At 63.9% G+C, this 20736-nt stretch carries 17 protein-coding genes; 4 read left to right on the top strand and 13 right to left on the bottom strand.

Going from position 1 to position 20736, the window contains the following annotated elements; genetic code table 11:
- Positions 1-30 precede the first annotated feature (30 nt).
- The 8 genes from IVB41_RS00595 to IVB41_RS00560 form a co-directional block, all read right to left on the bottom strand.
- The gene (locus IVB41_RS00595; protein ID WP_247426175.1) at positions 31-933 is read right to left on the bottom strand and encodes an SMP-30/gluconolactonase/LRE family protein; all 903 of its coding nucleotides are present in this window, start codon (positions 931-933) and stop codon (positions 31-33) included.
- A 231-nt stretch (positions 934-1164) separates the two neighbouring features.
- Positions 1165-3870, bottom strand: a complete 2706-nt coding sequence (locus tag IVB41_RS00590) for a nitrate reductase (protein ID WP_247425838.1) — start codon at positions 3868-3870, stop codon at positions 1165-1167.
- 15 nt (positions 3871-3885) lie between these two features.
- A complete protein-coding gene (locus IVB41_RS00585; protein WP_346730822.1) occupies positions 3886-5103 on the bottom strand; it encodes an FAD-dependent oxidoreductase in 1218 nt (405 codons plus the stop codon).
- 10 nt (positions 5104-5113) lie between these two features.
- Positions 5114-5542: a globin family protein gene (locus IVB41_RS00580; RefSeq protein WP_247425836.1), complete on the bottom strand. Its 429-nt coding sequence runs from the start codon at positions 5540-5542 to the stop codon at positions 5114-5116.
- Positions 5543-5661: 119 nt separating this feature from the next.
- Positions 5662-7053, bottom strand: a complete 1392-nt coding sequence (locus tag IVB41_RS00575; protein ID WP_247360036.1) for an MFS transporter — start codon at positions 7051-7053, stop codon at positions 5662-5664.
- Positions 7054-7391: 338 nt separating this feature from the next.
- Entirely contained in the window at positions 7392-8186 is a 795-nt protein-coding gene (locus IVB41_RS00570) for an ABC transporter ATP-binding protein (protein ID WP_247425834.1), read from the bottom strand.
- An 11-nt stretch (positions 8187-8197) separates the two neighbouring features.
- Positions 8198-9094 carry a nitrate ABC transporter permease gene (ntrB, locus tag IVB41_RS00565; RefSeq protein ID WP_007593954.1) on the bottom strand — a complete coding sequence of 299 codons (897 nt, stop codon included), beginning with the start codon at positions 9092-9094 and terminating at the stop codon, positions 8198-8200.
- Positions 9095-9154: 60 nt separating this feature from the next.
- Positions 9155-10474: a CmpA/NrtA family ABC transporter substrate-binding protein gene (locus IVB41_RS00560; protein ID WP_247360037.1), complete on the bottom strand. Its 1320-nt coding sequence runs from the start codon at positions 10472-10474 to the stop codon at positions 9155-9157.
- Positions 10475-11147: 673 nt separating this feature from the next.
- On the opposite strand from IVB41_RS00560, the gene IVB41_RS00555 reads away from it, so the two are divergent.
- Together IVB41_RS00555 and IVB41_RS00550 are read left to right on the top strand one after the other, a co-directional pair.
- Positions 11148-11987 carry a formate/nitrite transporter family protein gene (locus IVB41_RS00555; RefSeq protein WP_247288508.1) on the top strand — a complete coding sequence of 280 codons (840 nt, stop codon included), beginning with the start codon at positions 11148-11150 and terminating at the stop codon, positions 11985-11987.
- Between the two features lie 55 nt (positions 11988-12042).
- The gene (locus tag IVB41_RS00550; protein ID WP_247425832.1) at positions 12043-13779 is read left to right on the top strand and encodes a bifunctional protein-serine/threonine kinase/phosphatase; all 1737 of its coding nucleotides are present in this window, start codon (positions 12043-12045) and stop codon (positions 13777-13779) included.
- 24 nt (positions 13780-13803) lie between these two features.
- Here the strand turns inward: IVB41_RS00550 and IVB41_RS00545 are convergent, their stop codons facing one another.
- Both IVB41_RS00545 and IVB41_RS00540 read right to left on the bottom strand, forming a co-directional pair.
- On the bottom strand, positions 13804-14478 hold the full coding sequence (locus IVB41_RS00545) for an NAD(P)-dependent oxidoreductase (RefSeq protein ID WP_247425830.1): 675 nt from the start codon (positions 14476-14478) through the stop codon (positions 13804-13806).
- Between the two features lie 42 nt (positions 14479-14520).
- Positions 14521-15390, bottom strand: a complete 870-nt coding sequence (locus IVB41_RS00540; RefSeq protein WP_247425828.1) for an SDR family oxidoreductase — start codon at positions 15388-15390, stop codon at positions 14521-14523.
- A gap of 102 nt (positions 15391-15492) precedes the next feature.
- On the opposite strand from IVB41_RS00540, the gene IVB41_RS00535 reads away from it, so the two are divergent.
- On the top strand, positions 15493-16386 hold the full coding sequence (locus IVB41_RS00535) for a LysR family transcriptional regulator (RefSeq protein WP_247425825.1): 894 nt from the start codon (positions 15493-15495) through the stop codon (positions 16384-16386).
- Positions 16387-16417: 31 nt separating this feature from the next.
- Here the strand turns inward: IVB41_RS00535 and IVB41_RS00530 are convergent, their stop codons facing one another.
- Positions 16418-17335 (bottom strand): intradiol ring-cleavage dioxygenase, encoded by a 918-nt coding sequence (locus tag IVB41_RS00530; protein WP_247360040.1) that lies wholly within the window; start codon positions 17333-17335, stop codon positions 16418-16420.
- Positions 17336-17506: 171 nt separating this feature from the next.
- On the opposite strand from IVB41_RS00530, the gene IVB41_RS00525 reads away from it, so the two are divergent.
- Positions 17507-18781: a serine hydrolase gene (locus IVB41_RS00525; RefSeq protein ID WP_247425823.1), complete on the top strand. Its 1275-nt coding sequence runs from the start codon at positions 17507-17509 to the stop codon at positions 18779-18781.
- Positions 18782-18830: 49 nt separating this feature from the next.
- On the opposite strand, the gene IVB41_RS00520 is transcribed toward IVB41_RS00525, so the two are convergent.
- Both IVB41_RS00520 and IVB41_RS00515 read right to left on the bottom strand, forming a co-directional pair.
- On the bottom strand, positions 18831-20150 hold the full coding sequence (locus tag IVB41_RS00520; protein ID WP_085362262.1) for a TRAP transporter large permease: 1320 nt from the start codon (positions 20148-20150) through the stop codon (positions 18831-18833).
- Positions 20147-20662 carry a TRAP transporter small permease gene (locus IVB41_RS00515; protein WP_247425821.1) on the bottom strand — a complete coding sequence of 172 codons (516 nt, stop codon included), beginning with the start codon at positions 20660-20662 and terminating at the stop codon, positions 20147-20149. The genes IVB41_RS00520 and IVB41_RS00515 overlap by 4 nt, the downstream gene beginning before the upstream one ends.
- Between the last annotated feature and the right edge of the window lie 74 nt (positions 20663-20736).

The raw sequence follows: 20736 nt of genomic DNA, 5'->3' as shown, positions 1-20736 counted from the left end.
GCTCGTTCGTTCAGCCAACCGCCATCAAGCTCAAGAGTTCAATACGCCGATGTCGGCGACCAATACGCTACCGGTGGCAGACTCCGTGATATAGAGCCGATCTTTGTTCGCGCCACCGATCGCGACATTGGTGCAATTCGGCCCCGCGCACGACTTGACCCGCGCAATCAATTCGCCGTTGGGCGCGAACACGAAGACATGGCCGAGCGAGGCGTGACCGACGAACAGGCGGCCCTTGGCATCCATGGTCAAGCCATCGGGGCCACTGGTACCGAACAGCGAGCAGAAGCGGCCGACCTTCGAGACGCTGCCGTCCTTCATGAACGGCAGCCGCCACACCGCGTTGTCGCGCGTCATCGCGACGAACAGCACGGTCTCCGTTGGATCGAGCACCAGACCATTTGGGCTGATACCGGTGTTAACAAGGCAATCCAGCCGGCCGCCTGGCGTCAGGCGATAGACACGGCCGCTGGGGTCATGCAGGCCGGTCTGACCCTGGTCGGTGAAATAGATGTCGCCGTTGGAAGCGAGATGCAAATCGTTGCAGCCGCGGAAGGACTCCGAGTTGCGCGAGGTCAGCACCGGCGCAATGCGACCTGCCTCGGCGTCAAACTCCATGATGCCGTGTCTGTAATCGGCGACCAGGATGCGACCGTCGGCCGCGATCTTCAGCCCGTTCGGCCAACCCTCATACTCGATCGCCAGCGACCACTCGCCGTCGGGCGCGATGCGGAAGATCCGGCCGAAGGGAATGTCGACGATGTAGAGATTGCCATCTTTGTCGAACGACGGGCCCTCGATGAAGGAGTCCGTCGGCACGCCCGGCCGATTGGCATCGGCCCAATCCGTCCGCTCGCCCTTGCGGCGGAATTTGTCGGGCATGGCGGAGAAGAGCCTGGTCTCGATCAGGCGTGGCGGCGTTTCCAGGTACATCATTGTTGTTTTGCGCGTTGAGGGCGAGAGCGCGGCACCATAGGGCACAATGGGGCGTGCGTCGATTGGGCTGAGGCGTAGCGCCCCGCCCCGCTGTCATTCCCCGCGAAAGCGGGGAATCCAGTACGCCGTGGCCTTACCGCTTGATCACAGGCGTCTCGGCGTACTGGATCGCCCGGTCAAGCCGGGCGATGACGGCGGAGTATGCAGCGACGACCGAGAAATTCGCCTCTACCCCGCAGCGCCCGCGACCTTCGCCTGCTTCACTGGTGCCAGCTCCGTCGTCGCGATCAGGCGCTTCAGCTCGGGAATGCAGGAGCCGCAATTCGTGCCGGCCTTGAGCTTTGCGCCGATCTCGGCGGCCGTGCGCGCGCCTGCGACGATGGTGTCGCAGATGATCCCGCGGCCGACACCGAAGCAGGCGCAGACGACCGGACCGGTCGAAGCCGCGCCCTCGCTCGACTTACCGGACAACAGCATGCGCCGCTGCTCGTCGGTGACATGGTCAGCGACGAACAGGCTCTTCACCACCTCCCAATCGCCGGCATCATGCGCGGGGCCGACGAACAGGCAGGTTTCGATGCGGTCGCCGGCAAACGACGCCGCGCGATAAACGCCGCCGCCGAAGTCGCGATAGTCGGCGACGTCCTCGCCGGCAACGCCACCGAGCCAGGCCGGCCAGCGCGACAGGTCCGCATTGTCGGCGAAGAGATAGCCGAAGCCGCCGGTAACAGTGACGCGCGTCCACATCAGGTTCGGCGGCAGGTCCAGCTGCTTGCGCGACAACGCAAAGCCCCGGAAGACGTATTCATAAGGCCCGATCGCGGCTGGTGTCGCCTTGGACTCCGGCTGCCCCGAGAACGGATCGGTGAACGGTGCGACCAACGCCCCGACGCGACCGTGCGAGGCGTTCATCGCACTCCAGTGGATCGGCGCGAACAGCGTGCCGCGCTGCTGGCGGTCGCTGACGACGACCTTGAGGGTGCACTGGCCGTAGTCGGTGGTGATGCGGGCATAGCCGTCATGGACGATGTTGTATCTGCCGGCGTCATCGGGATGAATCTCGACGAACGGCTCGGGCAGATGCGCACCGAGCCGCTGGCTGAGGCCCGTGCGCGTCATGGTATGCCACTGGTCGCGGATGCGCCCGGTATTGAGCCGCAGCGGCCGCGACGGCCCGGTCTCGCCACGCAGCGCCGGCACTTCCGGCGCGACGAACCGGCCCTTGCCGTCATTGGTGAAGAAGCCGCCGGCCGCGAAGAAGCGCTCGCCGGGCGCCCCACCTTCACGTGTGGGCCACTGCACGGGCTTCAAGGCGTCGAAGCCCTCGTCGGACAGCGAGGTCAGCGCGCCGATATCGAAGTCGCGGCTGCCATCGTTCTCGAACGCCGAGAGCGCGGCGTGCTCGCGAAAGATGTCGGCTGCGGATTTGTAACTGAAACTGTCGCCGAAGCCGAGGCGTTTTGCGGTTTCGCTCAGGATCCACCAGTCCGGCCGCGCCTCGCCGGGCGCCGGCAGAAACGAACGCTGGCGCGAGATGCGGCGTTCGGAATTGGTCACGGTGCCCGACTTCTCGCCCCAGGCCAGCGCCGGCAGCAGCACGTGCGGCCCGGCATCGACCGTGTCGTTGGAGAGCACGTTCTCGGAGACCACGAACAGCTCGAGCTTCTTCAGCGCCTCGCGCACGAAGTCCGCGTCGGGCAGCGACACTGCGGGGTTGGTGCCCATCACCCACAGGGCCTTGACCTCGCCGCGGTTGATGGCTTCGAACAGCTGCACCGCTTTCAACCCTTCATGGGTGGCGATGCGCGGCGCCTTCCAGAACCGCCTGACACGGTCGATGTCCGGCGGCGTGAAGTTCATGTGTGCGGCGAGCTGGTTGGCGAGGCCGCCGACCTCGCGGCCGCCCATCGCGTTGGGCTGGCCGGTGAGCGAGAACGGCGAGGCGCCGGGCTTGCCGATGCGACCCGTGGCAAGATGGCAGTTCAGGATCGCGTTGACCTTGTCGGTGCCCTGCGCCGACTGATTGACGCCTTGCGAGTACAGCGTGACGACGCGGGGCGTGTCACGGAACATCTTGAAGAAGGTGGCAATGTCCTGCTCGGAGAGGCCGGTCGCCAGTGCGGTCGCGGTGACGCTGCCGGCGATGCTGCGTGCGCGCGCCAGCGCGTCGTCAAAACCCGACGTGTTTTGCGTGATGTAGTCCTGATCCAGGGCACCATTGTCGGCGAGGTGAACGAACAGGCCGCAGAACAGCGCCGTGTCAGTGCCGGGCCTGAGGCCCAGGAACAGATCGACATCGGTCGCGGTGTCGGTGCGGCGCGGATCGATCACGATCATGCGGGCGCCGCGCTCCCCACGGTTCTTCAACATGCGCTGGAACAGGACCGGGTGGCACCAGGCGGCATTCGAGCCGACGAACACCAGCAGATCGGCCTGGTCGAGATCCTCGTAGCAACCGGGCACGGTGTCGGCGCCGAAGGCGCGGCGGTGACCGGCGACCGAGGACGACATGCACAGCCGCGAATTGGTGTCGACGTTGGCCGTGCCGACAAAGCCCTTCATCAGCTTGTTGGCAACGTAATAATCCTCGGTCAGCAGTTGGCCCGAGAGATAGAATGCGACCGCGTCGGCGCCGTCGCGCGCGGCGATGTGCTGCATGCGGTGGGCGACGTGATCGAGCGCATCGCTCCAGGCGACGCGTTCGAGCACGCCCTTGCAGCGGATCATCGGATAGAGCAGCCGGCTTTCCAGCCCGACGGTCTCGCCGAGCGCCGAGCCCTTGGAGCACAGCCGGCCGAAATTGGCAGGATGATCGGGGTCGCCCACGATCGCCGCGCCGCCCTTGCCGTCTGGCGTCGCCAGCACGCCGCAGCCGACGCCGCAATAAGGACAGGTCGTCTTGGTGGCGCGGAGCGTGGGATCGATCGCCGTCATATCAAGCCGCCTCTATCAAGCCGCTTTGGAGGGACGCGCGAGCACGCGGCCGAACATCATGTCGGCGCGGATCGCCGCCACCTTTTCGCGGTTGCGGATCAGTTCGAGATACCAGAGCGCATCGACGGTATCGCCGATCAGCAGGGCGCCGGTGAGCCGGCCCTCGGCGATGACGAGCTTCTTGTAGGTGCCGCGCCTGCGGTCTGACAGCACGAGGCTCTCGCTGCCCTCCCCGCCCATGAAGTCGCCGGCGGAGAATACGCTGACCCCCGACACCTTCAGATTGGTCGAGACCACGCTGCCTTGATAGGCCGCGGGACGACCAGAGAGATGCCGCGCCAGCACGCGCGCCTGCTCGTAGGCAGGCTCGACGAGCCCGTAGCAGGTGCCGCGATGCTCGGCGCACTCGCCGAGCGCGTAGATATCGGGTGACGCCGTCTGCATCTCGTCGTTGACGACGATGCCGCGGTTGACTGCGATGCCGGCGTCCTTTGCCAGCGCGATGTTGGGCCTGATGCCGGCGGCGAAGATCACCGCATCGGCCTCGATGCGGCTGCCGTCGGCAAGCTCGACCGCTTCGACGTGGCCCTCGCCGTGGATGCGCGCTGTGGATGCACTGAGCAGGATGCGAATGCCCTTGCGCTCGACCAGCGTCTTGAGCAGGTCGGCAGCGGGCGCATCGAGCTGGCGCTCCATCAGCCGGTCCATCAGATGCAGCAGCGTCACGGGCGCACCGGCCTTGGCGAGGCCGTAAGCCGCTTCGAGTCCGAGCAGACCGCCGCCGACCACGACGACGCGCTTCCTTGCGGCAGCGAGCGTCAGCAGCAGATCGACGTCGCGGGTGTCGCGGAAGGTGTGCACGCCGGAAAGGTCGGCGCCCGGCACGTTGAGCCGCAGCGGCGTCGAGCCGACGGCGAGCACGAGCTTGGAATATTCCATGCTCTCTTCGCCTTCGATCTTGAGCTCGCGTCGGCCGGTGTCGATCTCGCTGACGCGATAGCCGTAGCGCACCGTGACGCCGCGATGGCGCCACCAGTCGGCGGGACGAAGCTCGATCTCGTGCGAGCCGGTCTCGCCGGCCAGCACGGAGGAGAGCAGAACGCGGTTGTAAGCGAGCCGCGGCTCCTCGCCGATCACGGCGACCGCGTAGCGGCCGAGCGAAGTCTTGGCGAGCTCGTCGACCAGACGCGCGGCCGCCATACCGTTACCGACGATGACCAGCGGTTCACTCACAACGCATCTCCTATTCAGCGGCCTGCGACTGTGCGCCGTAGGCCTCGGACATCATGTAGCCGGACAACACGCCGTAGGCGTCGGTCCAGGCGGTAGCGAGTTCGGGCGTCCAGGCTTCGCCGAGGCCCTTCTCCAGGGTCCATAGCAAGGTCGCGCCGACCACCGGGTAGTGCTCGGCCTTGGCGCCGTAGGCGACGTGACGCTTCGCCAGCGCCGAGGCCGCGGGAAGAATCGAGTCCAGGTTCGACAGGCCGCCGACGACGGCAGCGAGCATGCCCATCAGCTTCTTGCGCTGCTCGGTCATGTCCTCGGGAAACATCGCGCGCACGGACGGCGCGACCTCGAACAGGCGATCGTAGAACAGCACCGCGGCTTGCGCGGAAATTGGCGCGACCTTGGCAAAGCTCTGTTGCACGAGGGTGATCTGTTCTGGCGTCACGATGTTCTCCTGCCTGTTGGGTTTGCCTTGGTGCGCGCCATTGCGAACCAGGTTCATTGTCAAACTGTCGGGTAATGCTTCTCCCCGCGTACGGGGAGAAGCGAGATTCGTACCAAGTATTAGACACGTGCTCCGGCGAGGCTTGACGCGCCTTCACCCTGCGGGCTGCGACGCAGATAGAACCACCAGGTCAGCGCGAGGCAGGAGGCGTAGAAGCCGAGATAGATCGCGAGCGCGAGCTGCGGCCCGCCGGTCAGCGCGATCGACTTGCCGAAGCCGGTCGGGATCAGATAGCCCCCGACGGCGCCGACCGCGCCGATGAAGCCAACCGCAGCACCGCTCTCGATGCTCGCCGTCTTCAAGGCGAGCGCGCGCTCCGCATCGCCCTTGCCGCGCACCCTGAACAGATTCTGCTCGCGGAAGATCGAGGGGATCATGCGGTAGGTCGAACCGTTACCGATGCCCGTCGTCACGAACAGGACCAGGAACATCGACAGGAAGCCGATGAAATCCTTGTGCCCGACGAAGTAGAGCACGCCGATTGTCGCGCCTGCCATCACGATGAAATTCCAGAACGTGATGACCGAGCCGCCGATCCTGTCGGCAAGCCAGCCGCCGAGCGGCCGCGACAGCGAACCGACCAGCGGTCCCAGGAATGCGATCGCAATCGTGACTTGCGGGAACTGGGTCTTGATCAGCAGCGGAAATGCAGCCGAGTAGCCGATGAAGGAGCCGAACGTGCCGATATAGAGATACGCCATGATCCAGGTGTGCTTGCGCTTGACCACGGCGAGCTGGTTCTTGATCGACGACTTGGCTGTGGTCAGGTTGTTCATGAAGAACACTGCGCCGAACACCGCGATCGCGATCGGCAGCACCCACATCAGGCCGGCGTTTTGAAGGAAGACGCCGTCGACGGGCGTTGCCTGGAACAGGTTGATGACGGCGAGCGTCATCAGGATCGGGGTCAACAGCTGCACGCTCGAGACGCCGATATTGCCACCGGCCGCATTCAGTCCGAGCGCCCACCCCTTCATCCGGTCGGGGAAGAAGAACGAGATGTTGGTCATGCTGGAGGCAAAATTGCCGCCGCCGAGACCGGCGGTCGAAGCAATCAGCAGCATCAGCCAGAACGGCGTGTCGGGCTGGCCGACGAAATAGGCGAGCGAGAGCGTCGGAATGAACAGGATCGCCGCACTGAAGATGGTCCAGTTGCGACCGCCGAAGGTCGTCACCGCAAAGGTGTAGGGAAAGCGCATCAACGCGCCGATCAGCCCGGGCACCGCGACGAGCTGGAACAGCTGGTCGGTGGTGTAGTGGAAGCCCGCCTGCGGCAGCTTGGTGGTGACGATGCTCCAGATCAGCCAGACCGAGAAGCCGATATGTTCGGCCACGATCGACCAGATCAGGTTGCGGCGCGCGATAGTCTTGCCAGTCGCATTCCAGAACGCCTCATCTTCGGGGCGCCAGTCTGAGATCCAAGTCTGATTACCAGTCGGACTCTTGGTCATTGCAAAATCCCTTCCAGGCTCACCGCTGCGTCGTTGCAGGCTCTGCCTCCGGCCACGGAGGCGCGCTCCGAGGCTTCACCCCGGTGGCGAGTTACGATGCTGATTGATGATGTTGAGGGACGTCGTCGTTGGCGTCGCGGTTGGTGTTTCAATTTCCGTGCCAACTGCGCGCATTCCGGAAACGCAGGAAATTCAGAAGCTTGTTCGAAGTGCTCCGAATTTTTGCAAGACTATTTCGCACGCAAATTTTGCGATTCGCTCAATCCCTGTGCGGCGCACAAGGATTGAGCTTGATGATTCAAAAATAGGCGTTGCGTGAGCACCTGTTGGTGACGCGTTTACGCGGCTTCGACGAAACGATGACGCTCATAGAGGAATTCGAGCACGCGCTGCCGGCACTTCAGGTAAGTGGCGTTGGTCGCGAGCTCGAGCCGCTTGCGCGGGCGCGCCAGCGGCACCTCCAGCACCTCGCCGATGCGCGCGCTCGGCCCGTTCGTCATCATGACGATGCGATCGGACAGCAGCACCGCCTCGTCGACGTCGTGGGTGATCATCAAAATGGTGTTGCCGAGCTTCTGATGCAGCGCCATCACCGAATCCTGCAAATGCGCGCGGGTCAGTGCGTCGAGCGCGCCGAAAGGCTCGTCGAGCAGCAACACTTTCGGCTCCATGGCAAGCGCGCGGGCAATGCCGACGCGCTGCTTCATGCCGCCGGAGATCTCCGAGGGACGCTTGTCCTTGGCATGAGCCATCTGCACGAGGTTGAGATTGTGCATGACCCAGGCGTCGCGTTCGGCGCGCTTCTTGGTCTTGGCGAAGACCTTGTCGACGCCGAGCCTGACGTTCTCGTACACGGTCAGCCACGGCAGCAGGCTGTGGTTCTGGAACACCACCGCACGGTCGGGTCCCGGCGAGTTCACCTCGCGGTTCTCGAGCAGCACGCCGCCGGTGGTGGCGTTGGTCAGGCCTGCGATGATGTTGAGCAGGGTCGACTTGCCGCAACCGGAATGGCCGATGATCGAGACGTATTCGCCCTTCTCGATAATGAGATTGATATCCTTCAGCACCTCCGTGGAGGCTGCGCCGCGGGTAAAAATCTTGTCGATGTGATCGAGCTTCAAATAAGCGGTCATGTGCTTGTCCCTTAGTTCAGCGCGGTGCCGCGGGTGACGATCTTGCCGGCGCCCGCGATCAGGCGGTCGAGCACGAAGCCGATGATGCCGACATAGAACAGTGCCAGGATGATCTCGCTGATATGCGAGGAATTCCAGGCGTCCCAGATGAAGAAGCCGATGCCGACGCCGCCGATCAGCATCTCGGCCGCTACGATGGCGAGCCAGGACAGACCGATGCCGATGCGAAGCCCCGTGAAGATGTAGGGCGCGGCGGCCGGAATCATGATCTTGGCGAAGAATTCGAGCGGGTTGAGCTGCACCACTGCGGCGACGTTGCGATAATCCTGCGGGATGTTGCGGATGCCGACCGCGGTGTTGATGATGATCGGCCAGATCGAGGTGATGAAGATGACGAAGATCGCCGAGGGCTGGCCGTCGCGGAACGCGGCGAGCGACAGCGGCAGCCAGGCGAGCGGCGGAATCGTGCGCAAGACCTGGAACAGCGGATCGAGCCCACGCATCGCCCAGACCGACTGCCCGACCAGCACGCCGAGCGCGATGCCGGCAATCGCCGAGAGCGAATAGCCGAAGGCAACGCGCTGGAGGCTGGCGGACAGGTGCCAGAACAGCCCCTTGTCGATGCCGCCATGATCGAAGAACGGATCGAGGATCAGCTCCTTCGTGTCCTTGAACACCTTCGACGGCGGCGGCAGTGCCGAGCCGGCACGGCGGCAGACCAACTCCCACACCAGAAGCAAGAGCGCGATCACGACCAGCGGCGGGATCACGCGCACGGCGGTCTCCCGCGCCATCCGCGCGTAAGTCTCCGAACGCGGTGGCCGCTTCGGTGTCATCGCGACGACCGGCGCGGCAGCGCTCGCGGGCTTCGCGGTCTCAACCTCGATCTTCGTGGCGGGCATGTTCATCGCAATATCTCTCCGGCTGCAAAAGGCGATGCGGCCGCCCGGAGGCGGCCGCTGGCTCCATCAGACTTCGACGCGCTTGATCGCGAGCGACTTCAGATAGGCAGCCGGATTTTCCGGATCGAACACCTTGCCGTCGAAGAAGGTCTCCTTGCCGCGCGAGGTGGAGGTCGGGATCTCCGCGCTTGCGATGCCGAGCGTCTTGGCCGCGTCGCGCCACATATCTTCGCGGTTGACCTTGGCAATCAGCGCCTTGGTGTCGAAATTCGCCTCGTACTTGCCCCAGCGAATGTCCTCGGTGAGGAACCAGAGGTCGTGGCTCTGGAAGGGATAAGAGGCGAAGTCGCGCCAGTACTTCATGATGTGCGGCGAATTCTCGACCACCTTGCCGGGAAGGCCGTAGTCGAACTTGCCGGCGGTGCGGTCGAGCACGTCCTCGACCGGGCAGTTCATCCACTGCCGCTTGCCCATGATGGCGGCGAGCTCGGCCTTGTTCTCGGCCTTGTCCGACCACTGCTGCGCTTCCATCACCGCCATCAGCAGCGCCTTCGCGGCCTTCGGATATTTGTCGACGAAGGCGGCGCGCATGCCGAAGGATTTTTCCGGGTGCTTGTTCCAGAGCTCGCCGGTCGTGATCGCGGTGTAGCCGATGTTCTGGTGGATCAGCTGCAGGTTCCAGGGCTCGCCGACGCAGAAGCAGTCCATGGTGCCGACCTTCATGTTGGCCACCATCTGCGCCGGCGGCACCACGATGGTCTCGATGTCCTTGTCCGGATCGATGCCGCCGGCGGCAAGCCAGTAGCGGATCCAGAGGTCATGGGTGCCGCCGGGGAAGGTCATCGCGGCCTTCACGGCCTTGCCCGAGGCCTTCTTCTTCTCGAGCGCCGCCTTGAAGGGCGTGGCGTCGACGCCGAGCTTCAGGTCGGCATATTCGTTGGCGACGGAGATGCACTGGCTATCGAGATTGAGCCGCGCCAGGATGTACATCGGCGTCGGCTGGTTGTTCTGCGTCACCTTGCCCGCCGAGATCAGGTACGGCATCGGGGTCAGGATGTGCGCACCGTCGATGCCGTTGCCTTCTGAGCCGAGCACGAGATTGTCCCGCGTGGTGCCCCAGGAGGCCTGCTTCTGCACGTCGGTGTCCGGCATGCCGTATTTGGCGAACAGGCCCTTGTCCTTGGCGACGAACAAGGGGCCGGCATCGCTCAGCGCGATGAAGCCGAGCTTGGCGCCCTTGACCTCGGGGCCTGCGTCCTGCGCGAAGGCGCCGGCGGGGAAATTCAGTTTTACAGCGGCCAGGAGTGCGGCGGTCGAGCCGGCGGCCTTCAACAATTGACGGCGGCTGAGGCCAGTGTCCGACGGCCGGCGGGTGCGCTTGGTCATAGGCGGTATCGTCCTTTGCGTCGTTGCAGAATGATTGCGTCAGTGCACACGAGCAGCCCGTCCGTCCGGCGACGCCTGAAGCAGCGCATGCGAACGCGCGACGGGGAGACCCCCGTCTGGTGGCGTCGGCAATTCGGATGAGAAGTCTCGCGGGACGGCTTCAATGGCGTCGGCCTGGAACTATTCAAGCTTCGTGCCAAGCGTCACAACGCAGAAAATCTCGAAAGATCAATAGGCTACAGGCAGCGCGCCAGTCTGTCGCAGGCCCGCTCCGCTCGCGAAGTTTGCGCCTTGCCCAATAATTGTGCGGCGCACAACACTTGTGCAGCAGCTCAAGCAAAAGGCCGCATCAAGCGCAAAAACCCGGGCAACGAAAGCGCTATCCGATTGATGTTACTCGAATTTTATGATCCTAGCACACGGCACGCAACTTGCTTCTCCATTTACGTCAACGAAGACTGCGGCTTCGCCGCATTGATGCAGGCGCTGGCGGCTGCATCCCGGAAGCTCAACTGCTTCGCGGCCCTCCTCGGCTGGGTCGTCGTGACGCAATCCCAAGGCTTCCAACTCTCCATCGCCTCGTGCGCGGCAGGCCAGCCCGCACGGGCAGTGACGTTCAATCGCTCTCGCAGGAGGGCGGAATCTCTTTCTTACGAAGCAAAAGGAACCATCGATGTCGTATCTCGCGCCTTCGGAATTCGTCACCAAGATGGTGGATGCGGGCGAGTCCAAAGTCTTCATGTCCACCCGGGATACTATCATCCGGGCCTACATGGCCGGCGCCATCCTGGCGCTCGCGGCATGGTTCGCCGTCACGATCAACGTGAACACGGGGCAGCCACTGGTCGGCGCGCTGCTGTTCCCGGTCGGCTTCGTCATGCTGTATCTGCTGGGCTTCGACCTCCTGACCGGCGTGTTCGTGCTCTCCCCGCTCGCCCTGATCGACAAGCGCCCTGGCGTCACCTTCGGCGGCGTGCTGCGTAACTGGGGCCTCGTCTTCGTTGGCAATTTCGCTGGCGCCTTCACCGTGGCCTTCATGATGGCCTTCGTCACGACCTTCGGCTTCACGCAGGATCCCGACAAGGTCGGCGCCGCCATCGGTAACATCGGCGAAGGCCGAACGCTGGGCTACGCCGCGCATGGCGCGGCCGGCATGGCGACGCTGTTCCTGCGCGGGATGCTCTGCAACTGGATGGTCTCGACCGGCGTGGTCGGCGCCATGATCTCGACCTCGGTCCCCGGCAAGGTCATCGCGATGTGGATGCCGATCCTGGTGTTCTTCTACATGGTGTTCGAGCATTCCGTCGTGAACATGTTCCTGTTCCCCTCCGGCCTGATGCTGCACGCGAAGTTCTCGATCATGGACTATCTGATCTGGAACGAGATCCCGACCGTGCTCGGCAACCTCGTCGGTGGCCTCGCGTTCACCGGCATGACCCTCTACACCACGCACGTCATGACCAAGCCGAAGCGCCAGGCCGGCAAGGCCACCTCGCCCCGCGTCGCGGCCTGATACGTCTCGACAGGAGAGCCTCGCCCGATCAGGGTGAGGCTCCCCTTTGCCGGTGATGACGATGACCCGCGGACTTCAGATCTCGGTCGGCCAGCATTCCGACAAGGGTCGCAAGCCCATCAATCAGGATTTTCACGGCGTCCTCGTTCCGGACGAGCCGATGCTCAGCCTGAAGGGTATTGCGGCCGTCCTCGCCGACGGCATCTCCAGCAGCACGGTGAGCCAGATCGCCAGCGAGTCGGCGGTCAAGAGCTTCCTGATGGACTATTACTGCACGTCGGAATCCTGGACGGTGAAGACCTCCGCCCGCCGCGTGCTGGACGCGACCAATTCCTGGCTCCACGCGCAGACGCGCAAGAGCCAATATGCCTATGACCGCGACAAGGGTTATGTCTGCACGCTGAGCGCCATGGTCATCAAGGCGACCACCGCGCACATCTTCCACGTCGGCGACTGTCGCGTCTACCGCGTAGCGGGCAAGGCGCTCGAGCAGCTGACCGACGATCACCGGATCATCGTGTCCTCGGAACAGACCTATCTCGGCCGTGCGCTCGGCATCAATCCGCAGCTCGAGATCGACTATCAGAGTTTCGAGATCGAGACTGGCGACACGTTCCTGCTGGCGACCGACGGCGCCTATGAATTCGTCGACGCGCGTTTCGTCACCAGCGCGCTCAGCGAGCATGCAGCCGAGCTCGACGGAGCGGCGAAGGCGATCGTCGAGGAAGCCTATCGGCGCGGCAGCGACGACAACATCACGGTCCAGATCCTCCGCGTCGATGCGGTGCCGCAGCGTGAGCCGGCTGGAATATTCAACCAGACCTCCCAGCTGCCGCTTCCCCCGCTGCCGGAGCCGCGGGCCATCTTCGACGGCTACAGGATCGTCCGCGAAATCCACGCCAGCAGCCGCAGCCACATCTACCTTGCCGTCGACGCGGTGACCGAGGAGCCGGTCGCGCTGAAGCTTCCGTCGATCGATCTGCGCGACAATGCCGCCTACCTGAAGCGCTTCCTGATGGAAGAGTGGATCGCGCGCCGGATCGATAGCCCGCACGTGCTGAAGCCGTTGTCGCAGTCGAAACGGCGCAGCTACCTCTACGTCGCGACTGAATTCGTCGAAGGTCAGACCTTGCGGCAATGGATGACGGACAATCCACGCCCCGATCTCGAAACCGTCCGCGGACTGGTCGAGCAAATCGCCGCGGGATTGCGCGCCTTCCACCGCATGGAAATGCTGCATCAGGACCTCAGGCCCGACAACATCCTGATCGACAAGACCGGCACCGCGAAGATCATCGACTTCGGATCGGTGAAGGTGGCAGGCGTCGCGGAGGCCGCGCCACAGGACGAGGCAGACGAAATTCTGGGAACGGTCCAGTACACGGCGCCGGAATATTTTCTTGGGCAGGGCGGCTCGCCGCGCTCCGACATGTTTTCACTCGCCGTGATCTGTTACCAGATGCTGACGGGAAAGCTTCCCTATGGCACCCAAATCGCCAGGATCCGGCGCAAGGCGGACGTGCGGAGGCTCAAATACCGCCCGGCCGACGACGACAGCAACGTGCCTGCCTGGGTCGACGGCGCGCTCAGACGTGCGCTCCATCCGGACCCCTACAAGCGGCACGAGGATCTGTCCGAATTCGTGTTCGAGCTTCGCACACCCAATCCGGCCTATCTCGACACGCGGATCACGCCGCTCTTGGAGCGCAGCCCGCTGATGTTCTGGAAATTGACCACGGCGGCGCTCGCCTGCGTCGTCGTGGTCCTGCTTGCGATGTTGCACGCGCGCTGATCAGGGGTGTCGCCATGCAAAGTATCACCACGTGATCAGCGGAGACCGATGCAGCCAGGTATCGGCGCACACTTGATCCAGCACGAATGTCGCAACGTCTTCGCGCGCAATGCTGCCGCCATGGAAGCCCGAAAGATCCGTCAGGGCCCGGACCGAGCCGCGGCCGGGCTTGTTGTTCAGGATCGAGGGGCGAACCAGGACCCAGTCCAGCCCGCTATCGCTGACGATCGCTTCCTGTCGGTTCTTGTCGGCGTACACCTTCTTCAGGAGAAGCGGAAAGATCACATTGTCGGCGATAAAGCCGCCGTGCCCGGCACTGTCGCCGGCGCCCATCCCCGTGATGCAAACCAGCCGAGAGACCTGCTCGGCCTTCATCGCGCTCACGAGCGCGCGCGTCGCGGTCGAGAGAAGCGTCACCTCGCGGAACGGGCTTACCGGTGTACCCAGCGCGCTGACCACGGCGTCACGGCCTTTGAGGGCTTCGCGCAGGGCTGCTTCATCGCGGGCATCTCCAACGATGAGCTTCGCCCCCGTGATGTCACTTGCCTTGTCGGCGGAACGCGCCAGCACGGTGACTTCGTAGCCCCGCGCCACCGCCTGGTTGACGATCAGGCGACCGGTGGCACCGGTCGCTCCAAGCACCAGTATCTTCGTTGCGCCTTCCGGATTCACCGGAACAGTGGCGATTGAAGAGGTCATGATAGGAGTCCTTGTTGTCGTGATGGGGACGTGCCCATGCCGTCAGGCAGTGGCCGTGATCTCGGAGACGAAGTCGCGATAGGAGCGCAGCGGACGGCCCAACAGCGCGGTCAACCGCTCGACGTCGCCGGACTCGGGGACCATTCCCTCGGTGAGGAAACGCTCGCTCATCAACCGCATGTCGAAAGCCATCCAGCTCGGCATGAACTGCCTTAGGTTCTTCTCGAAGCCGGCGGTATCGTCACCGGGATAGGCGATCGCGCGGCCCAGCACCTCCGACCAGACGGCGGCGGCTTTCGCGCCGGTCAGCGCATCTGGACCGACGAGATTGATGCGCGTGAGCGGAAGCGGGGTTGCGGCGCGCTCACGACGGATCAGCTCGATGGCCGCGATCTCGCCGATGTCGCGTGCATCGATCATGGCGAGCCCCTTGCTCCCGATCGGCATCGGGTAGATGCCGTATCCGGTCACCACGTCCTTGATCGTGACGTCGTTGTTCATGAAGTACGCCGGGCGCAGGATGGTAGCGTTGAAGCCCATCTGCTCGATCATCCGCTCGACGCCGAACTTGCCGGCAAAGTGCGGGACGTTCACGTAGCGATCGCTGTGGATCACCGAGAGGTAGACGACCCGCTCGACGCCCGCCTCGCGGGCCACGTTGAGCGCGATCAGTGCCTGCGTGAATTCATCCGGCACCACTGCGTTGAGCAGGAACAGGGTCGAGACGCCCTTGAATGCGCTACGGATCGAGTCGACGTCGAGCAGGTCGCCCTGCACGACTGTGACGCCTGCCGGGAGGTTTGCCTTGGCAGGTTCGCGGGCGAGAGCACGGACATCGGCACCGCGCTTGACGAGCTGTTCGACGACATGGCGGCCGATGGTGCCGGTTGCACCGGTAACGAGGATGGTCATGGGGATCACTCCGGGTTGGGTCAGAAGACACTCGGGAAATTAGTGATCCACAAAAGAACAGATAGCCGCTATATCTGAACAGACTGTCTCACTGGTGGAACAATGGACCTGCTCGCACTCGCCGACTTCAATCTCGTCGCCCGGCACGGCGGGTTCGGCCGGGCGGCACGGGCCGCCGGCCGCCCGAAAGCCACCCTGTCCCGGCGGGTCGCGGAGCTGGAAGCCGCGCTCGACCTGCGCCTGTTCGAACGGGGAGCGCGCACCCTGAAACTCACGCAGGAAGGACGCGCCCTTTACGAGCGGACGGGAGCCTTGCTCACCGAGCTCGACGAGACGGCGACAGCGATCGCGTCGGGTGGGGACAGGCCGCGGGGGCGCTTGCGGATCAGCGCGCCTATGCTGTTCTCGCAGACTGCGATGGGAAATCTCGCGGCCGGGTTCGCGCTCAGATACCCGGAGGTCCGTCTCGAGGTCACGACGGAAGATCGCTCCGTCGACATGGTGGAGGAAGGGTATGACCTCGTCATTCGGGTCAATCCCGATCCGGATGACAGCCTTGTCGGACGAATCTTTCTGCGCGATCGGCTGGTGGTGGTGGCGAGCCCGAACCTGAAACGACCGCGGGACGGTATCGCTGCGCCGGCAGTCATGCGCGGACCGGGCGACCAGCTGACCAGCTGGGAAGTCACGGTGCCAAGTGGACAATCGCGCATCGCGATTGATCCGGTCCTTCGCCTGTCATCGCTCGTCATGGTCCGCGATGCGGTCCGGGCGGGCGTCGGCGCCGCACGCCTTCCAGTATCACTGGTCAGTCACGACCTGGCTGCCGGCACGCTGGTGCATTGGGGCGACATCGACGGACCAGAGATCGCGTTGTGGACGCTCTATCCATCGCGCCGGCTGTTGAGCGCGCGCGTCTCCGCCTTCCTCGACTTCATGAAAGAAGCCTTTCCGATGGGGACGCCTGACGAGCTGGCGGCCTTTATCGGGAGATGAGAGGGCGGCGCGCGCTGCTCGCGCCTGACGGTCAGGCGTGCTCCTCCGCCTTCGTCCCCAGCGGCTTCGGCGCCATGCCGCCGCCCGGCTTGAGGTGGAATTCGTAGCTCATCAGGTGCCACTGCCCGTTCGCCTTAGTGCCGTCGGGCATCGCCGCATCGTTGCGCGGCTCGACCTTGGCGACCAGGTCGTCCTTCACGCCGAACACCACGTCGGAATCCAGGTATTTGTCGCCGTCCATGAAAACATGGGTGATCAGCGGCTCGTACCCCTTGGCATTGACCAGGAAGTGCACATGCGCCGGGCGCATCGGGTGGCGGTTGGTCTGCACGATCATCTCGCCGACCGGGCCGTCGGTCGGGATCGGATAGCTGCACGGCAGGATGGTGCGGAAGAAGAAGCGGCCATCGCTATCGGTGATGAAGCGCGCCCGCGCCGAGGCGCCGACCTCGTCATAGTTTGGCTTCTGCGAGTCGTAGAAGCCGTCATCGTCAGCGTGCCAGACGTCGACGGGGACATTCGCGAGCGGCTTGCCCTTGAGATCGGTGACACGGCTCTGCACGAACATCCGTTCGCCGGTTTGATTGTTCGGAGAGATGTCGGTGCCGTGCGCCGTCACCTTGTGCTCGCCGACATAGAACGGCCCGAGCACGGTGGTCTGGGTGGCGCCCTCGCGCTCGCGATGGTTGACCGCGTCGACCAGCATGGAGACGCCGAGCACGTCGGACAGGAGGATGAATTCCTGCCGGGTGTCCGTGCATTTCTGGCCGGTGCGGGTCAGGAAATCGATGGCGTATTCCCATTCCGCGAAGGTGAGGCCGGTCTTGCTCACGTAATCGTGCAGCGACTTCACCAATTCCTGGAGCAGGAATTTCGCGCGCGGGTCAGGCGTCTGGTCAAAGCTCCGGACGACGGCTTCGGTGAGTTCGGTCTCGTTGAACTGGGTCATGGTGCGTTTGCCTGCGTTTTCTCATTGGCCCGTTGGGGATCTTTTGGGCTGCTTGGAGGCGTTCCAAAGTGAAGCTTACACCAAACAGCCGGCCGGCGTTAAGCGCGACCGGCTTGGAATGAGACCGCCTTTTCGGCTATCAACGCCGGACAAAACTGCTCGGAGGAACTGATGCTCGCCCCCACCCCCGCCTCGCCCGAATCCGTGGGCATGTCCAAGGCCGCGCTCGACCGTGTCGATGCGCATCTGAAGAGCCGGTACATCGATGCCGGCCGCTTCCCGGGCACGCATCTCCTGGTCTATCGCCGTGGCAAGATCGCCCACAGTACGGTGCAGGGTTTTGCCGACGTCGAGCGCAAGCTGCCCGTCAAGGACGACACGATCTATCGCATCTATTCCATGACCAAGCCGCTCACCAGCGTCGCCTTCATGATGCTGGTCGAGCAAGGCCTCGTCGCGATCGATGAGCCGGTCGCCAAGTACATTCCGGAATGGAAGGATCTAGGCGTGTTCGTCGCCGGCACTGCGCCTTCCTTCCTGACCCGGCCGCCGTCGCGGCCGATGCTGATCGTCGACCTCCTGCGCCACACCTCCGGCCTCACCTACGGCTTCCAGCAGCGCTCGAACGTCGATGCCGCCTATCGCGCTGAAAAGATCGGCGAGGTCGAGAAATCCGGCACGCTCCAGACCATGATCGAGAGCCTTGCAAAAATCCCGCTGGAGTTCTCACCGGGCGAGGCCTGGAATTACTCGGTCTCGACCGACGTGCTCGGCTACCTCGTCGGCAAGATCTCCGGGATTCCCTTCGAGCAGTTCCTGAAACAACGCATTCTCGATCCACTCGGCATGACCGACACTGATTTCCACGTGCCGGCTTCCAAGGCCCACCGGTTCGCTGCCTGTTACTCGGCCGACCCGGGTGGCGGCATGACCTTCCATGCCGGCCAGCGCCGCGAGGGCCTGACCCTGCAGGATGATCCAACCAAGAGCTCGTTCCTGTCGCCGCCGTCCTTGATTTCGGGCGGCGGCGGGCTGTGCTCGACGACGGCCGACTATCTCACCTTCTGCCGTGCGCTGCTCAACGGCGGCGAGCTCGGCGGCGTCAGGCTGATCGGGCCGAAGACGCTGGCACTGATGACGGCCAACCACATTCCGGGTGGACGCTCGCTGCCGGAAGTGTCGCGCTCGCTGTTTGCGGAAGCCGCCTACAACGGCATCGGCTTCGGCCTCGGCTTCGCCGTGACCATGCGCCCGGCCGAGACCCTGGTCGCCGGCAGCCCCGGTGAATACAATTGGGGCGGCGCGGCCACGACGTCGTTCTGGATCGACCCGGCCGAAGAGCTGATCACCATCTTCATGACGCAGGTGCTGCCATCCAGCGCCTACCCGCTCCGGCGCGAGCTGCGCAGCATGGTCTACGCTGCGATCACCGAGAGCAATCTCTGAGAAAAATGCACCGATCCCGCGGCATCAGATCCGCGGGATCAAGCTTCGCTCATTTCAACATCTCCGGCACGATCAAGCGCGGCAGGAACAAGGAAACGCTGGGCCAAATGATGAGCGCCGCCAGCACGAGCAGCATGGGGATCAGCATGATCACCGTGTCCTTCAGCGCATAGCGCAGCCGCACCCCTGCGATCGAACAGGCGATCATCAAGCACAAGCCATAAGGCGGCGTCACCAATCCGAAGGCGAGCGAGACGATCGAGATGATCGCAAACTGCACCGGATGAAGGTCCACCGATTTCGCCAGCGGTTCGAGAACGGTGCCGACGATGATGATCGCCGGAATGGCGTCGAGGAAGCAGCCCACCACCAGAAAGCAGAACGCGATGAAGAAGCCGGCCCCGATCGCGCCCATGCCCCAGGTCGAGACGTTGGCCAGCAGCTCCTGCGGGATCCTGTAATAAGCCAGCAGCCAGCCGAACGCGCTGGCGGTGCCCACGCAGAACAGCGCGACGCCCGCGAGACGGCCGGTGTCGAGCAAAGCCTTGTAGAGTTCGCGCGCGCCGGTTTCACGGTAAAAGAATGTCGATAGCGCTACGGAATAAAGCACCGCGACGCAGGCGGATTCGGTCGCGGTGAACCACCCCAGCAGAATGCCGCCGACAATGATGAACGGCGTCAGCAGCGCCGGTATCGAGCGCCAGATGGCGCAGCACATCTCCCTCCAGGTGTCCTTCGGATAGGTCGGGTAACCTCGTCGCACGGCATAGATATGCACTGTCGCCATCTGCGCTCCGGCGATCAGCAATCCCGGCACGATGCCCGCGAGATACATCGCGGCGATCGAGGTCGAGATCAGTCCACCCCACACGATCATCAGGATCGAGGGCGGGATGATGACCGCGAGCACGGCCGAGACCGCGGTGATCGCGATGGAGAACGAGAGGTCGTAGCCCTCCTTGGTCTGGGCATCGATGAAGATCTTGGACTGGCTCGCCGCGTCCGCGGTGGAGGAGCCGGAGATGCCGGCAAAGAACACCGACAGCACGACGTTGATCTGCGCCAGCGACCCCGGCCAGTGCCCGACCATCGAGCGGGACAGCGCCACCAGCCGGTCGGTGATGCCGCCGATGCTCATCAAATTGGCGGTGAGCAGGAAGAACGGCACCGCCAGCAGGATGAACGAATTGTAGGCGTTAAAGGTTTCCTGGGCGAGCGTCATCAGCGACAGATGCGGCTCGATCAGCAGGATCGGCACGCAGGCAAGGCCAAGCGCGAAGGCGACCGGCACGCGTATGATGAGCAGACCAACGAAAGTCCCGAACAGGACCATCGCGGCCTGTCCGGCAGAAAGAATATTGCCGCTCATTGATCTGCCCCAACCAGAATCCGCATCTCGTCGATAATCTGTTCACCGGCGAACACGATCCAGGTCACGCCGGCAACCGGCCAGGCGACGTGGATCAGCCAAAGCGGCAGATCGGCCAGTTCCGAAGTTCTGTTCCAGGCAAAGCGGGTGAACTCGATGCCGGCGGATACGAACACCACCGCCAGCGCCAGCACGCCGAGCCGCGCGAGGATCCGCACCAGGGCTTCGCTTCGGCGTGACAGGTCAGGCCAGACGTCGACTTCAAAATGCTGCGACTCTCTGATGCCGACCATGGCACCGATCATGATCGTCCAGATGAACATGAACCGTGCCATTTCCTCGGTCCAGATGTAGGACGGAATCAAGGGCGTGTAGCGCGAGATGATCTGCAACGTGACGGGAATGACCAGAAGGCCGACAGAGGCGGCGAGCAGGATTTCCAGCAGTTTTGCATAGGCCGCCGTTGCTCGGCGCCATAGCGACGGGTTCGGTGGCATCGATATTTCGGTCATTACGACTCCGGGGATCACAATCACGCAATGGGGCAAGCCGTCCGGCTTGCCCCGACGTCCTGTCGCGTGGGCGG

Origin of the sequence: Bradyrhizobium sp. 44, from assembly GCF_023073095.1 — a bacterium.
Taxonomy (GTDB): Bacteria; Pseudomonadota; Alphaproteobacteria; order Rhizobiales; family Xanthobacteraceae; genus Bradyrhizobium.
Note: the sequence above shows the minus strand (reverse complement) of the source record. Positions and strands in the feature narration are given on the sequence as shown.

What these genes read in the sequence shown, in the direction of transcription:
- IVB41_RS00595 (WP_247426175.1), bottom strand. Translation starts at nt 933, where the DNA reads ATGTACCTGGAAACGCCGCCACGCCTGATCGAGACCAGGCTCTTCTCC.
- IVB41_RS00590 (WP_247425838.1), bottom strand. Translation starts at nt 3,870, where the DNA reads ATGACGGCGATCGATCCCACGCTCCGCGCCACCAAGACGACCTGTCCT.
- IVB41_RS00575 (WP_247360036.1), bottom strand. Translation starts at nt 7,053, where the DNA reads ATGACCAAGAGTCCGACTGGTAATCAGACTTGGATCTCAGACTGGCGC.
- IVB41_RS00570 (WP_247425834.1), bottom strand. Translation starts at nt 8,186, where the DNA reads ATGACCGCTTATTTGAAGCTCGATCACATCGACAAGATTTTTACCCGC.
- ntrB (WP_007593954.1), bottom strand. Translation starts at nt 9,094, where the DNA reads ATGAACATGCCCGCCACGAAGATCGAGGTTGAGACCGCGAAGCCCGCG.
- IVB41_RS00560 (WP_247360037.1), bottom strand. Translation starts at nt 10,474, where the DNA reads ATGACCAAGCGCACCCGCCGGCCGTCGGACACTGGCCTCAGCCGCCGT.
- IVB41_RS00555 (WP_247288508.1), top strand. Translation starts at nt 11,148, where the DNA reads ATGTCGTATCTCGCGCCTTCGGAATTCGTCACCAAGATGGTGGATGCG.
- IVB41_RS00550 (WP_247425832.1), top strand. Translation starts at nt 12,043, where the DNA reads ATGACGATGACCCGCGGACTTCAGATCTCGGTCGGCCAGCATTCCGAC.
- IVB41_RS00545 (WP_247425830.1), bottom strand. Translation starts at nt 14,478, where the DNA reads ATGACCTCTTCAATCGCCACTGTTCCGGTGAATCCGGAAGGCGCAACG.
- IVB41_RS00540 (WP_247425828.1), bottom strand. Translation starts at nt 15,390, where the DNA reads ATGACCATCCTCGTTACCGGTGCAACCGGCACCATCGGCCGCCATGTC.
- IVB41_RS00535 (WP_247425825.1), top strand. Translation starts at nt 15,493, where the DNA reads ATGGACCTGCTCGCACTCGCCGACTTCAATCTCGTCGCCCGGCACGGC.
- IVB41_RS00530 (WP_247360040.1), bottom strand. Translation starts at nt 17,335, where the DNA reads ATGACCCAGTTCAACGAGACCGAACTCACCGAAGCCGTCGTCCGGAGC.
- IVB41_RS00525 (WP_247425823.1), top strand. Translation starts at nt 17,507, where the DNA reads ATGCTCGCCCCCACCCCCGCCTCGCCCGAATCCGTGGGCATGTCCAAG.
- IVB41_RS00520 (WP_085362262.1), bottom strand. Translation starts at nt 20,150, where the DNA reads ATGAGCGGCAATATTCTTTCTGCCGGACAGGCCGCGATGGTCCTGTTC.
- IVB41_RS00515 (WP_247425821.1), bottom strand. Translation starts at nt 20,662, where the DNA reads ATGACCGAAATATCGATGCCACCGAACCCGTCGCTATGGCGCCGAGCA.